The organism is Paenibacillus silvae (assembly GCF_014639235.1).
Classification (GTDB): Bacteria; Bacillota; Bacilli; order Paenibacillales; family Paenibacillaceae; genus Paenibacillus; species Paenibacillus silvae.
The window spans coordinates 388,404-410,702 of the sequence record NZ_BMFU01000001.1; the positions used below are offsets into that span (position 1 = coordinate 388,404).

Annotated in this window: 25 protein-coding genes; all 25 read right to left on the reverse strand. The window is 48.2% G+C overall.

Annotated features, from left to right (window positions below; genetic code table 11):
• Positions 1-232 precede the first annotated feature (232 nt).
• Positions 233-1,054: a sporulation transcription factor Spo0A gene (gene spo0A, locus IEW26_RS01800; protein ID WP_111269638.1), complete on the reverse strand. Its 822-nt coding sequence runs from the start codon at positions 1,052-1,054 to the stop codon at positions 233-235.
• Between the two features lie 195 nt (positions 1,055-1,249).
• The gene (spoIVB, locus tag IEW26_RS01805; RefSeq protein WP_111269639.1) at positions 1,250-2,578 is read right to left on the reverse strand and encodes a SpoIVB peptidase; all 1,329 of its coding nucleotides are present in this window, start codon (positions 2,576-2,578) and stop codon (positions 1,250-1,252) included.
• A gap of 120 nt (positions 2,579-2,698) precedes the next feature.
• On the reverse strand, positions 2,699-4,417 hold the full coding sequence (gene recN / locus IEW26_RS01810) for a DNA repair protein RecN (protein WP_145403915.1): 1,719 nt from the start codon (positions 4,415-4,417) through the stop codon (positions 2,699-2,701).
• A gap of 23 nt (positions 4,418-4,440) precedes the next feature.
• Positions 4,441-4,890 (reverse strand): transcriptional regulator AhrC/ArgR, encoded by a 450-nt coding sequence (gene ahrC, locus IEW26_RS01815; protein WP_111269641.1) that lies wholly within the window; start codon positions 4,888-4,890, stop codon positions 4,441-4,443.
• Between the two features lie 99 nt (positions 4,891-4,989).
• Complete coding sequence (locus IEW26_RS01820) at positions 4,990-5,475, reverse strand: hypothetical protein (protein WP_145403916.1); 486 nt, start codon at positions 5,473-5,475, stop codon at positions 4,990-4,992.
• A gap of 85 nt (positions 5,476-5,560) precedes the next feature.
• On the reverse strand, positions 5,561-6,412 hold the full coding sequence (locus IEW26_RS01825) for a TlyA family RNA methyltransferase (protein WP_145403917.1): 852 nt from the start codon (positions 6,410-6,412) through the stop codon (positions 5,561-5,563).
• 37 nt (positions 6,413-6,449) lie between these two features.
• Complete coding sequence (gene dxs / locus IEW26_RS01830) at positions 6,450-8,357, reverse strand: 1-deoxy-D-xylulose-5-phosphate synthase (protein ID WP_111269644.1); 1,908 nt, start codon at positions 8,355-8,357, stop codon at positions 6,450-6,452.
• 293 nt (positions 8,358-8,650) lie between these two features.
• Complete coding sequence (locus IEW26_RS01835; RefSeq protein ID WP_373288396.1) at positions 8,651-9,556, reverse strand: polyprenyl synthetase family protein; 906 nt, start codon at positions 9,554-9,556, stop codon at positions 8,651-8,653.
• A complete protein-coding gene (gene xseB, locus IEW26_RS01840) occupies positions 9,549-9,806 on the reverse strand; it encodes an exodeoxyribonuclease VII small subunit (protein ID WP_111269645.1) in 258 nt (85 codons plus the stop codon). The genes IEW26_RS01835 and xseB overlap by 8 nt, the downstream gene beginning before the upstream one ends.
• Complete coding sequence (gene xseA, locus IEW26_RS01845) at positions 9,796-11,160, reverse strand: exodeoxyribonuclease VII large subunit (protein ID WP_188591102.1); 1,365 nt, start codon at positions 11,158-11,160, stop codon at positions 9,796-9,798. The genes xseB and xseA overlap by 11 nt, the downstream gene beginning before the upstream one ends.
• A 10-nt stretch (positions 11,161-11,170) precedes the next feature.
• Entirely contained in the window at positions 11,171-12,028 is an 858-nt protein-coding gene (folD, locus tag IEW26_RS01850) for a bifunctional methylenetetrahydrofolate dehydrogenase/methenyltetrahydrofolate cyclohydrolase FolD (protein WP_111269647.1), read from the reverse strand.
• 95 nt (positions 12,029-12,123) lie between these two features.
• Positions 12,124-12,576 (reverse strand): transcription antitermination factor NusB, encoded by a 453-nt coding sequence (gene nusB, locus IEW26_RS01855; protein ID WP_188591103.1) that lies wholly within the window; start codon positions 12,574-12,576, stop codon positions 12,124-12,126.
• Positions 12,577-12,791: 215 nt separating this feature from the next.
• A complete protein-coding gene (locus tag IEW26_RS01860) occupies positions 12,792-13,025 on the reverse strand; it encodes a DUF2273 domain-containing protein (protein ID WP_111269649.1) in 234 nt (77 codons plus the stop codon).
• A 14-nt stretch (positions 13,026-13,039) separates the two neighbouring features.
• The gene (amaP, locus tag IEW26_RS01865; protein WP_111269650.1) at positions 13,040-13,579 is read right to left on the reverse strand and encodes an alkaline shock response membrane anchor protein AmaP; all 540 of its coding nucleotides are present in this window, start codon (positions 13,577-13,579) and stop codon (positions 13,040-13,042) included.
• Between the two features lie 146 nt (positions 13,580-13,725).
• Positions 13,726-14,136 carry an Asp23/Gls24 family envelope stress response protein gene (locus tag IEW26_RS01870; protein ID WP_111269651.1) on the reverse strand — a complete coding sequence of 137 codons (411 nt, stop codon included), beginning with the start codon at positions 14,134-14,136 and terminating at the stop codon, positions 13,726-13,728.
• A gap of 215 nt (positions 14,137-14,351) precedes the next feature.
• Positions 14,352-15,695 carry an acetyl-CoA carboxylase biotin carboxylase subunit gene (accC, locus tag IEW26_RS01875; RefSeq protein WP_111269652.1) on the reverse strand — a complete coding sequence of 448 codons (1,344 nt, stop codon included), beginning with the start codon at positions 15,693-15,695 and terminating at the stop codon, positions 14,352-14,354.
• 56 nt (positions 15,696-15,751) lie between these two features.
• Positions 15,752-16,222, reverse strand: a complete 471-nt coding sequence (gene accB / locus IEW26_RS01880) for an acetyl-CoA carboxylase biotin carboxyl carrier protein (RefSeq protein WP_111269685.1) — start codon at positions 16,220-16,222, stop codon at positions 15,752-15,754.
• Between the two features lie 137 nt (positions 16,223-16,359).
• On the reverse strand, positions 16,360-17,190 hold the full coding sequence (locus tag IEW26_RS01885; RefSeq protein WP_111269653.1) for a SpoIIIAH-like family protein: 831 nt from the start codon (positions 17,188-17,190) through the stop codon (positions 16,360-16,362).
• 75 nt (positions 17,191-17,265) lie between these two features.
• Positions 17,266-17,904, reverse strand: coding sequence for a stage III sporulation protein AG (spoIIIAG, locus tag IEW26_RS01890; protein ID WP_111269654.1), 639 nt, complete (start codon positions 17,902-17,904; stop codon positions 17,266-17,268).
• Positions 17,905-17,928: 24 nt separating this feature from the next.
• Positions 17,929-18,759 (reverse strand): stage III sporulation protein AF, encoded by an 831-nt coding sequence (gene spoIIIAF, locus IEW26_RS01895; RefSeq protein WP_188591104.1) that lies wholly within the window; start codon positions 18,757-18,759, stop codon positions 17,929-17,931.
• A gap of 32 nt (positions 18,760-18,791) precedes the next feature.
• Entirely contained in the window at positions 18,792-19,946 is a 1,155-nt protein-coding gene (gene spoIIIAE, locus IEW26_RS01900; RefSeq protein ID WP_373288426.1) for a stage III sporulation protein AE, read from the reverse strand.
• Positions 19,947-20,002: 56 nt separating this feature from the next.
• Positions 20,003-20,392 carry a stage III sporulation protein AD gene (gene spoIIIAD / locus IEW26_RS01905; RefSeq protein WP_184187903.1) on the reverse strand — a complete coding sequence of 130 codons (390 nt, stop codon included), beginning with the start codon at positions 20,390-20,392 and terminating at the stop codon, positions 20,003-20,005.
• A 31-nt stretch (positions 20,393-20,423) separates the two neighbouring features.
• Positions 20,424-20,627 carry a stage III sporulation protein AC gene (gene spoIIIAC / locus IEW26_RS01910; protein ID WP_017687585.1) on the reverse strand — a complete coding sequence of 68 codons (204 nt, stop codon included), beginning with the start codon at positions 20,625-20,627 and terminating at the stop codon, positions 20,424-20,426.
• Positions 20,628-20,656: 29 nt separating this feature from the next.
• Complete coding sequence (gene spoIIIAB / locus IEW26_RS01915; RefSeq protein ID WP_184187906.1) at positions 20,657-21,175, reverse strand: stage III sporulation protein SpoIIIAB; 519 nt, start codon at positions 21,173-21,175, stop codon at positions 20,657-20,659.
• A complete protein-coding gene (gene spoIIIAA, locus IEW26_RS01920; RefSeq protein WP_188591106.1) occupies positions 21,168-22,172 on the reverse strand; it encodes a stage III sporulation protein AA in 1,005 nt (334 codons plus the stop codon). The genes spoIIIAB and spoIIIAA overlap by 8 nt, the downstream gene beginning before the upstream one ends.
• Between the last annotated feature and the right edge of the window lie 127 nt (positions 22,173-22,299).

Below are 22,299 nucleotides of genomic sequence, written 5' to 3' on the forward strand. Positions count from 1 at the left end.
GTCACATCGTACCACTTTTTACCTAAAAAAGCGTTAACTACAGGTAAATTTTTTCGAAAATATACCAACATCACGCCCCATCTTGCATAAAATTAGGAGAAAAGTCATAATTCTGTCCAAAAAACTAAACACCCCTCCAATATACGCTTAAAGCGAATAATTAGAGAGGTGCTGATCCATTACGTGATTATTATTGTTAATTAATCTTTATTGTTTCTTAATCCCGATCCTTTCAGCTCACCTTATGCTCAATTCTGAGCTTATCAGCAACCATGGCGATGAACTCGGAGTTCGTCGGCTTGGATTTGCTGATGTTGATCGTGTAGCCAAACAGATGGCTAATGCTGTCGATGTTGCCGCGTGTCCATGCCACTTCAATAGCGTGACGGATGGCACGTTCGACGCGGGACGGCGTCGTTTTGAATTTTTCGGCAATCGCTGGATACAGCGTTTTGGTGATGGCGCCCAAAATTTCGATATTGTTGTACACCATCGTAATGGCTTCCCGCAAATACTGATATCCTTTAATATGCGCAGGAACTCCGATTTCATGTATGATTGACGTGATGCTGGCATCCAGATTTTTGTGTTTGCCCATCGGCACAACGTTAGATTTGTTCATAAACATGGAGGATGAAGATGATGAGCTGCTGCTGGATGACATCGTTGTTTGCGTACCTACCAGCTGACGTACCCGATTCGCAAGCACTTCCATGTCAAATGGCTTCAGAATGTAATAGGAAGCTCCGAGTTGCACAGCACGCTGTGTGATGTTTTCCTGGCCGAATGCGGTGAGCATAATCACTTTAGGCTGCGGGGAGAGATTCAGACTGCGTAGGCGCTCCAGTACACCGAGTCCATCCAGATGAGGCATAATAATATCCAGAATCAATACATCCGGCACATCACGCGTTTGTTCCAGCAATTGCAGCACTTCTTCACCATTGTACGCAATGCCAGTCACTTCCATATCTTCCTGCTCGGATATATATTCGGCAAGCAAATTTGTAAATTCACGGTTATCATCGGCCAGCAATACCTCAATTTTTTGCAAAACGGTATCCTCCTTTTATTTGAAACATAAGTATCGTACATTTCCTTACAGGTTAAATTTTCGACACGTACAATGAAATTCCTTCTGTCGAAAATTATTTTTCTTTATTTTTTTTTCGTATTCCTTTATAATAAATATTTTATTTCAGCATCCGATATAATATGTTTACTTTCGACAAAAAAACCTTAGGGCTGTCTATCCAGCCTTAAGGTTTTTGGATTGTTCCTTTTTCATCATGACACCTGCATCCTGAAGCATCCACTCAATAAAGCATCCATACCCGGACTTCGGATCATTCACAAATACATGTGTCACTGCGCCAATAAGCTTGCCATTCTGTACAATTGGGCTGCCACTCATGCCTTGAACGATGCCTCCCGTTTTGTCAATCAGCTTCGGATCAGTGATGCGCAGCACAAGCCCCTTTGTAGCTGGCTCTGATTGATCAGCGACATGCACGATATCAATGGCAAAACGCTCGACCTGCTGTCCTTCTACAACCGTTAAAATTTCAGCCGGACCTTCCTTTACCTCATGTGAAAACGCAACAGGAATTCCTTGCTTATATAAGCTGTGCTCTGGATTTTGAGACATTTTACCGAAGATGCCAAATGCCGTATTTCTTTCAATATTGCCTAATATTTTGCTTTCTTTAAGAAAATGAGCACGCTTTTCTCCTGGATCACCTGTCTCACTCTTCGCAATGGAGGTCACATTCGATTGAACGATCTGACCACTCCCTACAACGATAGACGTTTGTGTATTCATATCTGTAATTACATGGCCCAGCGCGCCGTATACACCTTGATCAGGTGCATAAAAAGTCAAAGTACCCACACCTGCTGCTGAATCTCGAATGTACAGCCCCAGTCTCCACGCCTTATCTTCTGCATCATAGGCTGGCGTCAATTTGGTCTTGATCGTTTCATCGCCGCGCTTGAGGACGACATCAATGCCTTTACTCTGCTTGCCTGCAAGCTCCACAGCTTCAGCTACACCCGACACCCCATCCAGACGTTTCCCATCCATGTGAGTAATCAAGTCACCTAATTTGATACCCGCAGCTTCGCCTGGAGATTTTCGCTCATCAGCACCGGAACGCACCAGATGATGTCCGACAACCAGAATGCCGGCGGATTTCACTTTTACGCCAATCGTTTGACCCCCGGGAACGACACGCAGATCAGGGATCACCTTGACATTAACCGTTTTGACGGGAATTTTCCCCCATAGCTTAAGTGTTAATTTGGCATGTCCCGTTTGTTGAGGATGGAGATGTAGAGGCATTTGCCTGGTTACCTTTAATGCAGACTGTTGATCCAGGCCTACAATATCCGGCCGATCCACGACTGCGCTTGAAGCTGCAGGTACTGCCAGCCTGACATCTGTCTGCCTGCCTGCGAACACCTGCACTTCATCAGGCAGGGAAGCATAACTTTGCATCGGCTGTACAGCCTGACTAAGTACACATAGAAAGAAGACAAATAAAAGACCTAGCAATTTTTTCCTGAGGGGGGAATTCAATGGCAGTCACACTCCCTTTGCTTCTTTCGCTTGACGAAAGGTGGTCGCCAATTGCGTACCTATAAGATAACCCTGCCCCCAGGCTTTTATTACTGTCAATCATTACGCCAGTCGTCCGTTTCACCCTTTTTTGGCTTCCGCCAGATTCAACATTTCCTGTGCATGGTGCAGCGTTTTTTCTGTTATTTCCACGCCACCAAGCATACGTGCCAATTCCTTCACTCGACCTTCTTGTGACAACGATTCCACTTGGGTCATCGTACGGCCGTCATACACATGCTTTTCAATCAAATATTGATGATCCGCCATACAAGCCACCTGTGGCAAGTGTGTAATGGAGAACACCTGACAGGTAGAGGAGAGTCGATGCAGCTTCTCCGCAATGGATTGGGCCGCCCGTCCACTGACTCCTGTATCCACCTCGTCAAAAATCAAGACCGGAATCCGGTCATGACGAGCGAAAATGCTCTTCATAGCCAGCATAATTCTGGATAACTCTCCGCCCGAAGCAATCTTGCCAAGAGGTCTCAGAGGCTCACCCGGGTTGGGAGAGATCAGAAACTCGGCACTGTCAGCACCTTGGCGGCTAAAACGTATGCGGCGACCATTCCATTCAATGCCTTTCGGATCTTCTGCCGGTACAATCTGAACACGCAGTGACGTCCGCTCCATCTGCAAGTCCTTGAGTTCGCTCTCGACTTGAGCAGCCAGTTCCTCGGCACATTGCTTGCGCACCTTGCTGAGCTCTTCTGCAGACTCCATCACAAGCACCAGCAGCTTATCCCGCTCGGACCGCAGCTTCTCTAAACGTTCATCTTTGTTTTCAAGCTGGTCTGTTTCATGGCTGATCTGCTCATAATAGTTCAAAATCAGTTCAACACTATCGCCATACTTACGTCTCAGGCCAGAGATCAGGTTCAATCGCTGCTCCACTTCTTCCAGCCTGCCCGGATTGAATTCGATTCGTTCCCGATAATCCCGAAGCTGGAACGTCGCATCTTCCAGTTGATAAAAAGCAGATTGCAGCTGCTCCACAATCGGCTGCAAACCTTTGCTGTCGTAACCTGAAATATCCTCAATACGCGATAAAGCTAGACTGACTGCTTCCAAACCCTTCTGTCCACTAAGCAGTTCATAAGCACCAACAACACTGTCCATCATTTTCTCGCTATGGGATAGTTTGACCCGTTCTTCACCGAGTAATTCATCTTCTCCGCGGGTAAGGCTGGCTGCGGCAATCTCTTCAAGCTGAAAACGGTACATATCCAGCAGCTGATATGCCCGCTGGCTGGATTCTTGAAGTGCCCGCAGTTCCTTCTCTGCGGCGATAAATTTGCTGTAGCGCTCCTGATACTTCGCCTTGACCGGACCAATCACCTCGGAGCCATAGGTATCCAGTAACCCGAGGTGGCTTTCTGCACGCAGCAAGCTCTGATGCTCATGCTGTCCATGAATGTTGATCAGCTTCTCGCCCACTTCCCGCAGCATCGTGAGATTCACCAGCTGTCCATTAATGCGGGACGTGCTCTTGCCCTGCGTATTTAATTCGCGTCGAATGACGAGATGCTCCTCTGGCTCACAATGAATGCCAAGCTGCTCCAGCGTGCTCCACACCGGATGTGTAGGCTCCATCTCAAACAGCGCTTCCATCTCTGCTTTATCACACCCGTACCGAATCAGATCTGCCGAACTTCGTCCCCCCGCGATTAAACCTAAAGCATCTATAATTATGGACTTACCCGCGCCGGTTTCCCCGGACAGCACATGAAATCCCGGATGAAAGACAACATCCACTTCCTCCACCACGGCAAGATTGCGAATGGATAACGTAACTAACATCTGCAAAAACACCTCCGGCTGAATTAAGCAATATATCCCATGATCCTTTCAATGACCGTGACGCTGTTCTCCTCTGTACGGCAGATGATCAGAATGGTATCATCACCACAGATTGTGCCCATCACTTCAGTCCACTCAATATTATCCAGCAGTGCAGCAATGGAATTCGCGGTTCCCGGCAAACATTTCATCACCACAAGATTGTTCGTGTGATCAATATGCAGAAAATTATCCACCAGTGCGCGCTTGAGCTTTTGAATTGGATTATAACGCTGATCCGTCGGTAAAGAGTATTTATATCGTCCGTCATCCATCGGGATTTTGATTAACAGCAGTTCCTTAATATCCCTTGATACCGTCGCTTGTGTAACCTGAAAACCCGATTGACGCAGCGCTTCAACCAGATCATCCTGGGTTTCTATTTCATTTTGACTAATAATCTCACGAATTTTGATATGTCGTTGTCCTTTCATACATGCCTCCAGTAAAATGTATTGCGATCAAGCGGCATTCCATCACCGCAAGCTGTCCTATGTCATATTTCGAGCAGCCTATTTCAAGCTTATTATATATTAGTCCATATCTTCTCCATCATACACGTCTTCCTGATAATCCATAAGCCTGATAACAATAATATCGGAATTTTCAAGGTCCACATACAGTAAACCTTCACATCCAGGATATAAGAGCAGATAAGAAAGGAAACGGTCCCTGACCGAAGGTCCGCTGAGTTCAAGCGGAAGTCTGCGGCGAGATGTTTTTACTAAATATCGGGCATCGTCACGCTCTGCAACATAATCAATGAACAGCCTGCTGTATAATACGGACTCACCTGCTTCAAAAGCTAAAGGAACCTTCATTTTGCCACCAATGACGTCATACCCACTCTCTTCAAGCAGTTCCAATGCAGGAGAAGGCTGAATATGTTCATTCAGCTGCAGCTCTGCCAAACTTACCGGAATGGGACGATTCACCCAGCTGCGCAGTCCAAAAAACAACCATACGATCAAACAGACAGCAAATACACCAATTACAATTGTGTCATATTGCCCGTTCATCACCGCTCACCTCGAAAACATATTCGAGATCAAACAGCAATTTTCCTTTATCCTGAAACATCTTTCCAGCGAAAAGAAACTCATCCTATGATGAGTTTCCCGTGAAAGTATGTGCCGCTTCCTTGGCTACCTGCTCCGCAAGTGCATCAAGTTCAAGTGAAGCCTTGTCGTTCTCTGGTTGTGCGGCCTCTGGTGCTTCCAGTCGCCAATGTGCGAGAAATTCAATGTTACCCTCACCACCTGTAATGGGAGAGAACGTGAGCCCTTTCAGGGTTAAACCAAGCTGACTGGCAAAATGAAGCATCGTTTGCAATACATCCTTGTGCACCTTCCAATCACGAACAACCCCGGATTTCCCTACCTTGTCTCTCCCAGCTTCAAATTGCGGTTTGATTAATGCCACAATATCTGCCGGTTTCTCCAGCAGTGCCAACAGCGGCGGGAGAATAATCCGCAAGGAAATGAAGGATACATCAATGCTGGCAAAGTTTGGCACAGGTCCAAGCAAATCCTCAGGGGTAACGTAACGGAAGTTCGTCCGTTCCATCACCGTGACCCGCTCGTCGTTTCGTAAGGACCAGTCCAGCTGATTGTACCCGACATCAATAGCATAAACGTGGGATGCACCATGCTGAAGAGCACAATCGGTAAAACCACCAGTGGAGGAGCCGATATCCAGCATCACAAGCTGATTCATATCCAGACCGAAGTGACGGATCGCTTTTTCGAGCTTCAGACCGCCACGGCCTACATAAGGATGCACAGAGCCTTTGACCTTGAGCTCCGCATCTCTTGGAATTTTCATACCTGCTTTTTCAATCGGCTCGTTATTGGCATATACAAGACCCGCCATAATTGCAGCTTTTGCCTTCTCACGGCTTTCGTAATAGCCCTGCTCCACCAGCAGCACATCAATTCGTTCTTTCGGGAGTGACATGTCTTTCTCCTATCATTCTTTTCAATTTAAACTGCAATCAAGATGGAAAACGTGTTTTGGACATTCCGTACGATGATTGTACCACCATTTTCCGCAGCTCATTGCACACATTCTCGACCGTAAGTCCAACTTCCTCACGCTGCTCCTTGATGCTTCCATGCTCGATAAACCGATCCGGAATGCCCATCAGATGCACCTGCACATCATGTATTCCTTGCTCCGCATAGAATTCCAACACCGCACTGCCCATACTGCCAGCTTGGGAGGTTTCTTCAAGCACGATCAACTTTGTACCCCGCACAGCGAGATCACGCAGCATCTGCTCATCCAGCGGTTTCAGGAAACGTGCGTTAATTACACCAGCATTGATGCCTTCGCGTTTAATCACTTCCGCTGCTTCTTCGGCGAGCTGCACCATTGAGCCGGAAGCAATGATGGCGTAACCTTCAGCAGGACGCAGCTGTTCCCAAGTACCGATCGGAATAGGCACAAGCACCTCGTCCATAGCTACACCGACCACATTGTTACGTGGATAGCGGTAAGCAATCGGACCATCATTATAATCAAGCGCCGTTTTCATCATATGACGCAATTCATTCTCATCTTTTGGCATCATCAGTACGATATTCGGAATGTGGCGCATGAACGCAACATCGTATACCCCCTGATGTGTCTCGCCATCCGGTCCAACAAAGCCGGCACGGTCGATGGCAAATATAACATTGGCATTATGACGGCAGATGTCGTGCACAATCTGATCATACGCACGCTGCATAAATGTCGAGTATACCGCATAGACCGGCTTCAAGCCTTCCATCGCGAGTGCAGCACACATCGTTGCCGCATGCTGCTCGGCAATACCAACATCAATCATTCGATCCGGGTAAGCTTTGCTGAATGGAATAAGACCCGAGCCTGTAGGCATAGCAGGTGTAACTGCAACAATCCGTTGATCCTCTTTGGCAAGCTCAATCAGCGTTTGCCCGAATATCTCGGTATACATAGGCTTGCCAACGGCTTTCAGCACTTGTCCCGATTCAATTTTGTAAGGCGATATGCCATGCCACTTATGGGAATCTGCCTCAGCAGGCTGATAACCTTTCCCTTTGGTCGTAAGCACATGCACCAGCACTGGACCGTCCACATTATCAGCCTGTTTGAACGCCTCAATTAATTGAGGGATGTCATGCCCGTCAATCGGTCCCAAATATTTGAACCCCAGCTCTTCAAAAAGCACACCGGGAACCATCATATATTTGACGCTATCTTTGATCCAGCTTGCCGACTTGGCCAAACGATCGCCAATGGCAGGAATTTTTTTGAGCATGCCCTCAACATCATCTTTGGCCTTCAAATAATGACGATCGGAACGTATTTTGCTCAAGTATTTATGCATTGCACCTACGTTCGGCGCAATGGACATTTCGTTATCATTCAACACAACCATTAGTTTACGCTGCTCATGACCGATATGATTAAGCGCTTCAAACGCCATGCCTCCGGTCAGTGCACCGTCACCAATGATGGGAATAACCTGATTATCCTCACCCTTCAGATCACGAGCAAGAGCCATGCCCATAGCCGCAGACAATGAAGTGCTGCTGTGTCCAGCTTCCCATACGTCATGCTCACTTTCGTTCCGTTTAACAAATCCGCATAGTCCATTGTGCTGGCGAAGTGTGTCAAAGCGATCCATCCGGCCCGTTAACACCTTATGCACATAAGCTTGATGCCCTACGTCAAAAATCATTTTGTCCTTCGGACTATTATAGCAGTAGTGCAGGGCCACCGTGAGCTCAACCACTCCTAAATTTGGTGCAAGATGCCCGCCTGTAACTGACAGCTTCTCAATGAGAAACTGTCGAATCTCTGCCGACAAAAGGGCAAGATCATCATGGGACATTGCCTTTAGATCACTGGGTTGTTTAATTTGTGGAAGCAGCACGAGAATCTCCCCGCTTTCCTAGAATGTTTGTTTATTTGTTGTATTTCACTGATATAACGTAATTAAATTTTCAATAACATTCAATCATTATACCATAAAAAAACAAGAATCATAATTTACGGCCTTGCGTCCGATCAGGAGCTCCACGCTGCCGATTCATATGCGAAGCTCTGAATTATGTATCCTTGAACTATGAGAAAAGAGGCTTTTACTGGCTGGCATGAAAAGGCCATTACATTCATTACACCAATCATTTCTCATTGAATCAGTAACATTCATGCTATTGTCACGAATTAATGATCACGACTCATCAAGTAATCAGCAATCTCCATTAAACGTGAAGCATCAGGTAGCTCCGCACGTTCAAGAGCATCCTTGGCTGATTGTGTGAGCGACTTCACTTCTGCAATAGAGGCTTCCATGCCGATAAAGTACGGATAGGTTACCTTCTGCTGGTTCACATCACTTTGTGTTTTTTTGCCCATCTTCTGCTCATCACCCGTCAGATCAAGAATATCATCCTGAATCTGGAATGCCAGGCCGAGATCACGTCCAAACACTCGCAGCGCTTCAAGCTGACCTTCTGTTGCCCCGCCGATACGCGCACCTGCAAGGAGTGAAAAGACAATCAGGTCTCCTGTTTTATGCAAATGAATGTACTGGAGCTGCGACAAATCGGTCATGCCCTGCTCGCCTTCCATATCGGCCACCTGACCACCGACCATACCTTTGGCTCCTGCAAGCTCTGCCAGGTCCTCTACAATGGACAATAAAGCATCAGGTCTCACTCCGCTTTGACGCCCCGTCTGAACAATACTGTAAAAAGCATGCGTCAACAGAGCATCTCCTGCAAGAATAGCTGTTGCCTCACCGAAAACTTTGTGATTCGTTAATTTTCCCCTGCGATAGTCATCATTATCCATAGCAGGCAGGTCATCGTGGATCAAGGAATACGTATGAACCATCTCCACGGCGCAGGCTGCCGGCATCGCAGCTTTACGCTCCGCACCGAAGGCTTCCGCCGCAGCAACGACCAGAAGAGGACGAAGGCGTTTGCCTCCGGCCATCAAAGAATACTGCATCGCTTCCGTCAGCGAACGCGGCACATCCCAGTGCTCAGGAACAATATGCTGTAGCGCCTCGGTAACTTCACCAGTAATCTCCTGAAGATATTCATCGAATGAAGCACGGTTACTCATGAAGCTCACCGCTCTCATCATCCGCCGTACCAAAAGGCTTCTTGCGAAGCTCCCCATCTTCTTCTACGATCATCTCGATCTTGCGTTCCACTTGTTCGAGCTTCAGACCACACAACTGGGACAGTTTCATCCCACGCTGAAACAGATCAATTGCCTGCTCAAGAGGAACATCCCCATGCTCCAACTGACCCACGATGTCTTCCAACGCTGCCATTGCCTCTTCAAAATTCAGTTCCGGTTCATTTGCCATGGATGTTGTCGTCCTCCTTCATTCCCCAAACCTGACAGTCGAGCTGCCCGTCCGCTAATTTAATCTTAACCGAATCTCCCGGCTGCACATCTTTTAAAGATTTGACCAATCGCTGCTCATGCTCGTCATACACAAGACTATAACCGCGAGACATTACTTTCAAAGGGCTCAGTGCATCAAGATGCCGAACGGATGATTTCCATTGCTGCTGCTTGCTGCGTGTGATCGATCTCATCGCCAGTTCAAGCTGTTTGCGCGCTGCCGCATGATCGCGACGCGCTGAATTCACCTGTTCCCGAGGATTAAAACGCTGTAGCGCTGCACGCAGGCGTTCCTGCTTCTCCACGGTCCACCTCATGCGTGTATCCACACTGCGCTGCAAGCGCTGCTGCAGCATATCCAGACGCTCCGTGTGCTGCATTAACGTCCTGCGCGGATGCACCAGCACTGGAGAGCGCTGCAAGCGAGTCAGCCGTTCCCTATGATATACAGCACGCTGCTTTAGACTATTTTGCAGTTGCCGCTGTCTCTGAGCGATCTGTTCCAGCAGCTCTGCCCGATTCGGTACAGCGAGCTCCGCTGCCGCCGTGGGTGTCGCAGCGCGTAAATCCGCGGCAAAGTCTGCAATGGTGAAGTCCGTTTCATGCCCGACCGCCGAGATGACCGGAATGGAAGAAGCAGCGATGGCGCGAGCAACCATCTCTTCGTTGAACGCCCACAGCTCCTCCAGTGATCCGCCGCCCCGTCCTACAATCAGCACATCTGCTTCCTTCATAAAGTTCAAGCTCTGAATCGCTTTGACAATGGAAGGTGCGGCGCCCTTTCCTTGAACAAGCACGGGGTATAACACCACTCTCGCAGACGGGTATCTCCGCTGGAGTGTAATCATGATATCACGTACAGCCGCACCTGTAGGCGAAGTGACAACACCGATCGTCTGCGGGTAGCGCGGAATAGGCCTTTTACGAGCAGCAGCAAAAAGCCCTTCCTCATCCAGCTTTTTTTTCAGCTGCTCATAAGCCAGATACAGACTGCCTATGCCATCCGGCTGCATATGTGTGGCGTAGAACTGGTACTGGCCATCCCGTTCATATACCGAAACATTACCACGTGCAATAACCCTTGCACCCTCCTTCGGTACAAAGGGCAATCGCTGATTATGAGAAGCAAACATAATCGATTTGATTCGGCTGTCCTTATCCTTCAACGTAAAATACATGTGGCCGCTGGAGTGATGCGTGAAATTGGAAATCTCTCCGCGCAGCCAGACGTCCGACAGAACCTGATCCGATTCCAGCTTCATTCGAATATAACGGTTCAGGTCCTTGATGGAATAAATTTTCTGCTCTGCCACAGACAAATACCTAAGCCAGTCCGTGAGCGCGTTTGGCCGCGATCAGCGTGTTCTGCATCAGCATCGTAATCGTCATTGGGCCAACGCCGCCAGGGACAGGTGTAATTGGGCCAGAGACCTCTTTAACACTTTCAAAGTCTACATCACCTGCGAGTTTTCCATTATCCAACCGATTCATACCGACATCAATGACTACTGCACCCGGTTTAACGTATTCCGCGTCAACAAAGTTCGCTCGACCGATAGCAACAACAAGAATGTCAGCCTGACGTGTAATCTCTTTCATGTTGGCTGTTCTGGAATGGCACATCGTTACCGTTGCGTTCTCACGCTGCAAGAGCAGAGATACCGGCTTGCCGACAATGTTGCTGCGACCGATTACGACCGCATGTTTACCAGACATTTCAATTCCAGTGCGTTTGATCAGTTCGATCACACCAGCCGGAGTGCATGGCAACAAGCTGTCATCACCGATGACCAGATTACCAACATTAACAGGGTGGAAGCCGTCTACATCTTTCTCTACAGCGATCGCATCAATGACTGCCTTTTCCTCGATGTGTCCCGGGAGCGGGAGCTGTACCAGAATCCCATTAATGGATTCCTGTTTGTTAAGCTTGTCCACCAGAGCAAGCAAATCCGCTTGAGACGTGCTCGCATCCAAACGATGCACTTCGGAATAAAAACCGAGGTCATGACATGCTTTTTCCTTGTTGCGAACATACACCTGAGATGCCGGATCTTCACCAACGAGCACAACTGCCAGACCAGGTACTACCCCCTGTTCGCTAAGCCGTTTCACTTCTGCCGTCATGCTTGCGCGGAGCTCTTGGGATACTTCTTTGCCGTTAATAATAGATGCTGTCATTGTACTCTCTCCCCTATATGAACATATATTAGATAAAACGATCTGGATGTAATCTCAAAAGAAAGCTGGCCTGCCTGTTCTGTTCCGAACGCTGGTCAGGATAATTTCTGCTTGATGCTGTCTACTTCCTGAATCATACGGCCCAGCACACCATTAACAAACTTGCCAGACTCGTCCGTACCAAAATACTTGGACAGTTCAATCGCCTCGTTGACGGAAACTTTCGCCGGAACATCATCACGGAATACCATCTCATATGCAGACAAACGCAAAATTTGACGATCTACACGCGACAAACGGCTGAGCTGCCAGCCTTTCAAATAATCAACCAGCAAACCGTCAATGGCTTCCTTATGACTCCATGTGCCCTGAACCATCTCGGTAACGTAACTGCGCATCACTTCTTCATCACGAATAACAACTTCCGTTTCATTATCTTCAGCCGCTTCATTAATGAGCATATTTACCGCTTCAGCTGCACTCACTTCATTCATTTCCATCTGGTACAGACTTTGTACTGCGATTTCCCTAGCCAAACGTCTTTTCATGTCCTGCCTCCTGCAGCGCTCCTCTCAGAGCGTCATCATGCTTATTTTAAATACAAGGCACCATTAGCTCCCCTATTCAAAGGATACCCATGGTACTTCGCTTCTACTTGCGCTCTTTTCTCACAAAAAAACCTGCAAAACGTTTCCGCCGAAAATCGGGCAACTCAAACTAAAGTTCTATTTTCGGAAGAAACATATTGCAGGGCTCAGACAGGTTATTTGAACGGACGCCAGCGATCCCCAAGCCATTGTCGCAATTCCCCCCAGGGAATAAACGAGCCCAGCTTCGCATCGCTTCGTCTGCCAAACGTATAACCGGTGAACACCAAGAGTGCAAAGAACAACATATCCCAAAAACCGATCCAAACATAAAGAAATCCTAACAAAATACCAAAAGCAACGCCAAGAATGCGGCCCTTGTAATTATCCCAAATCTCTTTCCACAACATCAGTGAAACTCACCTCATTCCACGCGACTCTTGTAGTTAGGCGACTGGGTTACATTAGCAATATATACGGTGACAAAAGAAACCGGAATGCCCGTAATCTCTTGCACATGATCGTGTATTGCCTTTTGCAGATCCGTTGTCAGCGCTGGAATAGGTGTCTCACCATCCACAACGGCCCGAATCTTGATCTCCAGTCCTGACTCCACCACGCGAATACGCGCTTTGACGTCACGTACGCCACGGAAACGGGTAGTTGCCTTCAAACAGAGGTTTTCAATCGTCTCCATTGAAATTTGCACATCCCCGAACTCGGTACGCTGATCCACAGACGGCAGCGAGCCGCGCTCACGCCGAATCGAGATGTAGAAAAAACGCAAACTCAGGACAAACAAAATCGCTGCTGCGACAATCGAGGCCACAATCACGTTTTGTTCCTGCTGGTAATTCAATTCGTATGGCAGCACACCGCTAATCAGTAAAATGACCGCCGCCGATATTGCTCCTACGCTTATGCTGTATATAAACAACAGAAGCCGATCCAGTATTTTAGCCACGAACTGCACAGCCTCCCTTGCTCACTCACATTGCTAAACCTGCTGTAGAGTAGGACAAGCATAGCCTTGTCCAGCCAAAGCAGAATTCAAGACCTGTCCAAGACGGGGTAACCCCCGGCAAGGGTGCCGGGGGAATCTGTCTCTTTTTATTTTACACGCTGCGTGTTCAGGTCAACTTCTTCCACTTTTTCAGGGTTCTTGAACTGAACGTCATGAATATGCACATTCACTTCATTCACGCTAAGACCCGTCATATTCTCAATGGAACGCTTCACGTTTTGTTGAATTTCAGTTGCAACCTGCGGCAGACGGTATCCATATTCGATAATTACGGAAACATCGACTGCGGCTTCGCGTTGGCCTACTTCAACCTTAACCCCTTTGGACAGGTTTTTACGGCCCAGCAGCTCCGCGAATCCGCCAGCGAATCCACCGCTCATGCCTGCAACACCTTTCACTTCCACTGTTGCTAGTCCAGCGATCACTTCAATAACTTCAGGTGCGATCTGGATTTCACCGATATCCGTACGTTCAAATTCAGTCGGTAGTGTACTCATAAATGTTTAACACACCTTTCGCGAGATAAGTTTGCGGCCATCCGTCAGGGCGCCGGTTCATATTCATCAGTTCCAGAACCCTTCCGGTCCGGCTTTACCGGAACTCCTGCAGCCTTCCGCGAATGCGGGCTTATCCTGTGCAGGAGACATGCGCTCTTATTATTACATACTATATCATTTGAGCTGGTTTATGACAAACAAGCCCAATATGACTGTTAAATCTCGTTTTCCTCAAGAAATTTAATATCGAAATCTCCGCGAATAAACGTTGGATGATCCAGCAGTTTTTGATGGAACGGGATCGTGGTGGAGATGCCTTCGATCGCAAACTCTGCCAGTGCACGCTTCATCTTGGCAATAGCCTCTTCTCTGGTTGCTCCCCATACAATCAGCTTCGCAATCATGGAGTCATAGAAAGGCGAGATCGTATACCCGGGATATGCTGCACTATCTACACGAACACCAGGACCACCTGGCGCAAGATAGAATCCGATTTTACCAGGTGAAGGCATGAAATTACGCTCAGGATCTTCTGCATTAACCCGGCACTCGATAGACCAGCCGTTAATAACAACGTCTTCCTGACGGAAAGAAAGCGGATTGCCTTCCGCCACAGAGATCATTTCACGGATCAAGTCAACGCCCGTTACCATCTCGGTTACAGGGTGTTCCACCTGAATACGTGTATTCATCTCCATGAAGTAGAACTCTCCAGTTGGACTGAGCAGGAATTCCAGCGTACCCGCACCGGAATAATTGACAGCAAGCGCCGCACGGACAGCTGCTTCTCCCATCAGTGTACGCACTTCCTCATTCAGCACAGGACATGGTGCTTCTTCCACGAGCTTCTGACGACGGCGCTGAACCGAGCAGTCACGTTCGCCAAGATGCACGGCATTGCCATGTTTGTCGGCCATGATTTGAATCTCGACGTGTTTCATGCCTGTCAGGAATTTCTCCAGATATACTCCGGCATTGCCAAATGCCTTCTGAGCTTCCTGCTGAGCAGCCGTGATCTGTTTCACCAGTTCTTCCTCGTCTTCAGCAATACGAATGCCTTTACCTCCGCCACCTGCGGTAGCTTTGATAATAACAGGATAACCGATATCCCGGCCGATCATAATCGCTTCTTCCGTTGTTTCAACGAGACCATCCGAGCCAGGGATAACAGGTACGCCTGCATCCTTCATCGTCTGCTTCGCAACCGCCTTGTCCCCCATCTTCGTGATCGCTTCCGGTGATGGACCGATGAATGTAATGTTGCAGGAACCACAGATTTCTGCAAAGTCAGCATTCTCCGCCAAAAAGCCGTAACCCGGATGGATGGCATCACATTCCGTTAACGTAGCTACGCTCATCAGGTTAGTGAAATTAAGATAGCTGTCCTTGGACAGCGTTGGTCCAATACAGTAAGCCTCATCTGCCAGACGGACATGCAGGGAATCCTTGTCTGCTTCCGAGTAGACAGCTACTGTCGATATGCCGAGTTCGCGGCACGCACGAATAATTCGTACAGCAATCTCTCCGCGATTGGCAATCAATATTTTATGAAATTTCATTTGGTTATTGTCCTCCTTCGAAGCTCATGCGGCTGCTGTTCGCCCGTTATAACAGGTTATTCCGGTTTTACCAGGAACAGAGGTTGTCCATACTCGACAAGCTGTCCATTCTCAACCAGCACTTCAACGATTTGTCCCTTGATGTCAGCATCAAGCTCGTTCATCAGCTTCATTGCCTCGATGATGCATACCGTTGTTTTCTCAACAACTTTATCACCCACGCTTACAAAAGGACCTGCTTCCGGTGAAGAGGCTCTGTAAAACGTACCCACCATCGGAGATACAATTTTATGTAAATGACTTGTTGTATCGACTTGCGGAGCAGGCTCGCTCACAACTGCTGCAGGCTGTACCTGTTGCTGAGGAGCAGCGATCACTTGCGGCTGAATTGCAGCAGCTTGCACAACCTCCGTTTTGCCTGGCTTACGGATCGATAGACGTGATCCTTCATTTTCAATTTCCAATTCCTGAACGGAACTTTCATCCACCAATTTAATCAATTCTTTAATTTCGCTTAGTTTGAACATTTCCATTATTCACTCCTTCGGCATCATGCCAGTCTCACGAGGACGGTCATATGGCTTTATGTATTATATCATAATCATTAAAAATGGAAAGAGCCCGAGAGTCGAACGAACTCCCGGTGCCCTTATCACATTACTGATTATTGTTCCGTGACATATTGCACACTGATTTTATTTTGCGATACAGACAGTTCTTTCATGACCAGATCAACGATCGAAACCGCTTGTTTTACGTCCAGCTTGTCACTTAACACGACCACTTTGTACTTGTCAGCCTCCTCCTGCACGATGGCATTGGCATACTGCTGGGACAAGGTTTCCTCGATACCTGTAATTTTGGCCTGCTTATCTTCAAGTGCCCGAATTTGCTCGGTTGCCTTGGCATTTTCCTCCGGTGTTTTGCTTAAATCACCCGCCACCGTTGCCAGTTCCTCATACTTGCGATTGTTGCTTTCCTCACGCTGCCACTGGTAATTCTGGAATTGACTGCTGGCCGATACTGCCGTATTTTGCTGTTCCATCTCTTTGAGTACTTCCTCATCGGTCTTGGCTGCATTACCCTCTGTTTTACCTTCTGTTTCAGGTGTCGCAGTCGTGCCTTTTTCCTCAGTTGCTTCCGATTTTTTGCCGCTCTCCCCTTCAGCAGCCCCCTGCTCTCCTGCTGGTGCTTTCTCCGTATTCCCTGATTCCTTCCCCTCTGCACTCGCCGCGTTGTCAGCCGGATCTGCTGCCCCAGCATCATCAGCAACCTGTCCGCCATTCACAACCTCGTTGATGACAAGTCCTTCTGTAGGGTCCATAATTCCAGCTGTCTCTTTCGCTTCCCCTTGCTTCATGCCATCCACTTGCTGGCTGTCAGCCACGGGTGGGTTTACAGGCCCTGAATCTTCAGTAAAGAGATAGTATGCGGACAAAATAACCATCAGACTCAGCATGGAGACAAGCCATATTGTTTGACGTTTGTTATTCATTTAGAACATCCTCCTCAAAATAGGGTTGATTCTGGCGGATCGAGCTTCTGTCTTGCAACTCATAGATGAATGATTTCAATCCTGTTTGCGCGGAACAACCGAAATCCGGTAGGCCGCAACATTCAAACCTTTTTCAACAGCGTCTGTTATCAGATCCTTGACTACCTTGTTCTCTGCACCTCTAGCGACCACCAGCACACCACGTATTTGCGGTTTCAGCTTTTTGGTCACGATCGGTGTCTGATCCCCTGATATTTCATACGTAATTATTTCCCCGTCCCGGGTGTATTGCGTCATATGGCGCTTCCCGCCATTGGCATCCGTCTCCTCGGTAAGCTGCTGTGAATCTTTAACGTTTCGCTGAACGACCAGTTCTTCCGTGGAATCGACGGTAACCATGACATCAACCGTGCCTACACCAACGATATTTTCCAGAATACCTTTCATTTTGTCTTCAAAAGCAATCTCGATGGCCTGAAAAGGATTCTCTTCCAGCAGATCATTCTGCATAGTCGACATCGAAGTTGCCTGCTCAGGCGGCTCACGGCCGATATTCTCGGAATCAATTTTTTTAACGTTGACGAAAGAATTAAACAGCATGATTCCTACTCCGATCAGCCCTAAAATGATCAGCCAGCGGAAGGTCTGGCTTCGCTTTGCCCCATTCTCCCCGCCGCCCATCCAGGTTTCCAGCTTTTTGAGCCACCGTTTCATCGATTTCCCTCCTTCTTCGCGCTGTTACAGCACTTCAGCATGTTTGGCCTCCGTCACCTGCACTTGACTCGCATCAATCTTCCATTGCTCGGTTAGCAGCGTAATAATCTGGACAGCATGTTCAGATCGTGAAGCGCTGGTTGACTGTGTATCATTGCTTTCATCCGAGTTGCGTGCAGCAGCCGGCTCTGACGTTTGATGAGTAGATGTAGGGTTACTGTTTGGAAACTGATCTTGTGACTCCACCTGCACCTTGGAAATTTCTATCGGCTGAATCTGAATTGGCTCAGACCCTGACTGATCTGCTTCAGCTTCATCCGTTTCATGTGTGGCAAAGATCGGTTGATCTACCTGTGCAGTCTCGCCTGATTCCTTCCTCTCCACCCCCGCCATCTGGACTACAACATGCTGAATGACAGGCAGATCAACCGAAGAAGCGATTTCCGCGTCGGTACTTTGTTTTTTCATCGCAAGCTGCACCTCGACAGACTGCACCTTCGCCCCGGTTGTATCCTCAATCTGTCCTTTCATGACGTTAGCAAGCTCCTTTGCCGTCCATTGCAGGGACTGCTGCTGCTCGTTTGCCTGCATCTGCCTTCCCTTGGCCAGAATCTGCTCCAGTGTTGCCTGACCATCTGACGGCGCATCCATTACAGACATCGCTCGTTTCAGCTCGCCTATCGGATCACTCCGCAGCAATTTGGTAATCGGTGAGAGCAAGGTTAGCAGAATAAGGAGGCTCAGCACAAGCTTGACGTAACGCTCCATAGAACGATTTGGAAGCAGCATGTCTACAAATGTCGCTAACAAAACGATCATGATCAGGTCCTGCAGCCAGCTGCTCAGCCACCCCATCCTCACCAGCCCCTTTCTCTGTCTGCAATCATTTATCGCATCATGACGGTCAGATTACCTGCGGTCAGTAAAATGGTAATTGCGAGAAAAAACATCATTCCAACCGCCGCCAGTGCGGCGAAGACATAGATCATGCTTTTGCCAATGGCTTGCAGGCACTCCACAATGGGGGTATCTCCAAGCGGCTGCATAATGGCTCCGGTCACGTTGTAGATTAAGGCCAACGCCAGTATTTTGATTGCCGGAAAAGCACACAGAAACAAAATAATAATGACACCTGTCAACCCAATCGCATTTTTGACCAGCAATGATGCCGTTATGACCGTATCTGTTGCATCTGCAAAGGTTCTGCCGACCACAGGCACAAAGTTTCCAGCAATGTATTTGGCCGCCTTTAAGCTGACGCCATCTGCAACAGACCCCGATGCTCCTTGTACTGAAATCACACCAAGAAACATCGTAAGCAGAATACCCAGCAGGGCTACGCTGATATTGCGCAGCAGATCCGCCATCTGTGTCAGCTTGTACTTGTCTGAGATTGAGCTCACCAGATGCAGCACGGCTGAGAAAAAGAGAAGCGGAAATACCAGCAAGTGAATGAGCGTGCTTACCATATGGATCATAAATATAATCAGCGGGTGGGTTACGGATACGGTAACGACATTTCCCATAGAGGCCAATAGTGTGAATAAAAGCGGGACCATGGCCATCATAAAGTTGATCATGCTGGATATGGCTTCTTTGGCATATCCAATCGCAACGCTGAAGCTGTTGATCGCAATGATAATAATGACCATATAACAGATCGCATAAGCGATTTTGCTAATATTATTTTTCTCAAAGGCCGTCTGCAGCGTCTCCAGAATCATGCTAAGCACCGTTAACATGACAATGGTGACCAACAGTTTGCCGTTATATAAAACTTCATGAAGCATAAATTTTCCAATCGCAGAAAATACCGCTTTTAGACTGAATCCCTCATTCCCGGGAATCAGCATGTCCATGAAAGATGGCGTCTTGCCTTCTGGAAAAAAACCGCCATATTGCTTCATAAGCTGATCCCAGTATTTCTCCACCTGATCCTTCGGAAGCTGATCGGCCTGCTGCTGCATCCACTCGTTCGAAGGTGCACTGGCCGTTATCTGCCCGATCATGCCAAACATCAAACAAATCATCATCACCATCATGAGGTGCCAGCGCGGCTTGTCATGCAGAGATTTCATCGGTTGTCCGCACGCCCTTTCTACACCGGCATCAGTTTCATGACGGTTTCAATAATAATGCTGATGATTGGAATCGCCAGTACGAGAATCAACACCTTGCCAGCCAGCTCAATTTTGGATGCAATGCTTTCCTGACCCGCATCCCTGACAATCTGGGCGCCAAATTCAGCAATGTAAGCAATGCCTATAATTTTCAGAACCGTTTTGAGATAGATGCTCTCCATGCCCGAATGTTCGGCAAGACGCTTGAGCACTTCGATAACGGCTCCTATCTTGCCAATCAGCAGCATGAAAATGACCACACCGGCTGCCGCCGCAATCAGAAAGGCAAACATCGGCTTTTGTTCCTTGATGACAAGAATCAGTACGGTTGCAATGAGTGCCAGACCAACAACTTGAATAATCTCCACGGGTCACCACCATCCGGCTTCATGACCGTTCTCATTGAAAAAGAAATATGGATTTAATCTCTTGCAGCAGGCTGTCCAGCATACGGACGACCATAAACAATACAACGACAAATCCGATGACGGTCACCCAGTGAGCCATATCTTCCTTTCCCATTTGTTTCAGCACCGTATGAATCATCGCGATAATGATTCCAATGCCCGCAATTTGAAAGATTGCGTTCACTTCTAAATTCATGACCTTGGCACCTCGCTATCCCGGCTATTTCAGAAGATCAGAATGACGATTAACGCTCCGACAAGCATCCCCAGGCTGCGGCTCATCCGTTCGTATTTCACTTGATCGGCCTGTGCGCGGGATTCCTCATGCATAAGTTGCTGTATAGCTAATGAAATGTGTTTGGTCTGATCCTGACGATCACTGGTGCCAAGGCTGAAGCTCAATTGCATCATGACTTCACGCTCGTCTGACTTCATGGCCGATCTTCCCCACGCCTGCTCTACACCGGCTTGAAGGCTCTCTCTGGCCGTGAGCCCGAGCGGAGGCTCCATCTGTGATGCGGCGTGCATAAACAGAGTCCTCACCGGTTCTTTCGTCTGCGCACCCATCTTGCTCATGGCGTCCGGAAGCGGCGTTAGACCATAATTAATCTCTGTCATCAACCGCTGGAGTGCGGCGATTAATTCTCGAAGCTGCCTTGGTCGCAATGCATATTGTCTGGCCTTATAAAAGCCTGCAAGCGAGCTGGCAATCATAATCAGCACTGCACCAAACATGTTAACCAAAGGCTTCACCTCCTGCTCCGGCATGCTGCAGCCCTCGCATCTTGCCGTCAGCCAGCTTGAAGCTCATGCCCCGGCTCGTCCGTTGCAGCAGCACATAACGCTGAAACATCTGCTCGGTTATCAACGTTCTCAGTGCAGGTCTGGCCGACAGTTCTGCCAGATTCCGGCCGTGTGCAGTCGCGATGACGGAAACACCTGCATGCAGAGCCTCCATCACAGCTTCGGCATCCTCCGGCCGGCCAATCTCGTCCACTATGAGAACGTCCGGCGACATTGAGCGAAGCATCATCATCATGCCTTCTGCCTTCGGGCATCCATCCATGACATCTGTCCGGGGTCCGACATCAAATCCAGGCACTCCTTTGTAACTCCCGGCGATTTCAGAACGTTCATCCACAATGCCGACCTTTAGTCTCGGACGTATACCTTGTCTCAGTTCGTTACCGGACGTCAGCTTCGTGCCGCTGCTGATCTGTCTTGCCAGATCACGGAGCAATGTTGTCTTTCCCTGCTGAGGCGGAGACAAGATCAACGTATGCAGCACTTGTCCGTTATTCATATCCACCAGATAAGGAAGAACCGGGTCAGCAATGCCTTCAACCTCGCGGGCTATCCGAACATTGAATCCGTTAATATCCCGTAAATATTCTACACGCCCTCCACTCAGCACCGTTCGACCGGCAAGTCCAATGCGATGCCCGCCGGGAATCGTGATGAAGCCTTTTCTCAGTTCTTCTTCCAAGGTATACAGGGAGTGATTACTTATGAGATCGAGCAGTCTGTGAGTCACTTCCTTCTGGGGAATATACGCCTCTTCCGGTTTACCCGTCATCGCACCTTCTGCGGTAAGAAAATGGTAGGTGTTTCCCGCATTAATCTCCAAGGGTCTGCCTTCACGGATGCGGACTTCTTCCAATTTGTCCAATTGGGCAGGCGGCATTCTGCCTAAGATGGTTCGGATCGGTTCCGGAAAAAGGTCCCTCCATTTCACTTTCATGTGTCGGCTCCTCCAACTTTGTCATTCATCTTATTTTTCATCTCTGACGTTTGTTCATATCTCAAGTTTATGCCTGTACATTCATTTTATGACGCTGAAATCTATCATTTCTTTTGGACTGTAAAAT

Coding starts and splice junctions, on each gene's coding strand:
- recN (WP_145403915.1), bottom strand. CDS start 4,417: ATGTTAGTTACGTTATCCATTCGCAATCTTGCCGTGGTGGAGGAAGTG.
- ahrC (WP_111269641.1), bottom strand. CDS start 4,890: ATGAAAGGACAACGACATATCAAAATTCGTGAGATTATTAGTCAAAAT.
- IEW26_RS01820 (WP_145403916.1), bottom strand. CDS start 5,475: ATGAACGGGCAATATGACACAATTGTAATTGGTGTATTTGCTGTCTGT.
- IEW26_RS01825 (WP_145403917.1), bottom strand. CDS start 6,412: ATGTCACTCCCGAAAGAACGAATTGATGTGCTGCTGGTGGAGCAGGGC.
- IEW26_RS01835 (WP_373288396.1), bottom strand. CDS start 9,556: ATGAGTAACCGTGCTTCATTCGATGAATATCTTCAGGAGATTACTGGT.
- xseB (WP_111269645.1), bottom strand. CDS start 9,806: ATGGCAAATGAACCGGAACTGAATTTTGAAGAGGCAATGGCAGCGTTG.
- folD (WP_111269647.1), bottom strand. CDS start 12,028: ATGACAGCATCTATTATTAACGGCAAAGAAGTATCCCAAGAGCTCCGC.
- nusB (WP_188591103.1), bottom strand. CDS start 12,576: ATGAAAAGACGTTTGGCTAGGGAAATCGCAGTACAAAGTCTGTACCAG.
- IEW26_RS01860 (WP_111269649.1), bottom strand. CDS start 13,025: ATGTTGTGGAAAGAGATTTGGGATAATTACAAGGGCCGCATTCTTGGC.
- IEW26_RS01870 (WP_111269651.1), bottom strand. CDS start 14,136: ATGAGTACACTACCGACTGAATTTGAACGTACGGATATCGGTGAAATC.
- accC (WP_111269652.1), bottom strand. CDS start 15,695: ATGAAATTTCATAAAATATTGATTGCCAATCGCGGAGAGATTGCTGTA.
- accB (WP_111269685.1), bottom strand. CDS start 16,222: ATGTTCAAACTAAGCGAAATTAAAGAATTGATTAAATTGGTGGATGAA.
- IEW26_RS01885 (WP_111269653.1), bottom strand. CDS start 17,190: ATGAATAACAAACGTCAAACAATATGGCTTGTCTCCATGCTGAGTCTG.
- spoIIIAG (WP_111269654.1), bottom strand. CDS start 17,904: ATGAAACGGTGGCTCAAAAAGCTGGAAACCTGGATGGGCGGCGGGGAG.
- spoIIIAF (WP_188591104.1), bottom strand. CDS start 18,759: ATGGGGTGGCTGAGCAGCTGGCTGCAGGACCTGATCATGATCGTTTTG.
- spoIIIAE (WP_373288426.1), bottom strand. CDS start 19,946: ATGATGGTGATGATGATTTGTTTGATGTTTGGCATGATCGGGCAGATA.
- spoIIIAC (WP_017687585.1), bottom strand. CDS start 20,627: ATGAATTTAGAAGTGAACGCAATCTTTCAAATTGCGGGCATTGGAATC.
- spoIIIAA (WP_188591106.1), bottom strand. CDS start 22,172: ATGAAAGTGAAATGGAGGGACCTTTTTCCGGAACCGATCCGAACCATC.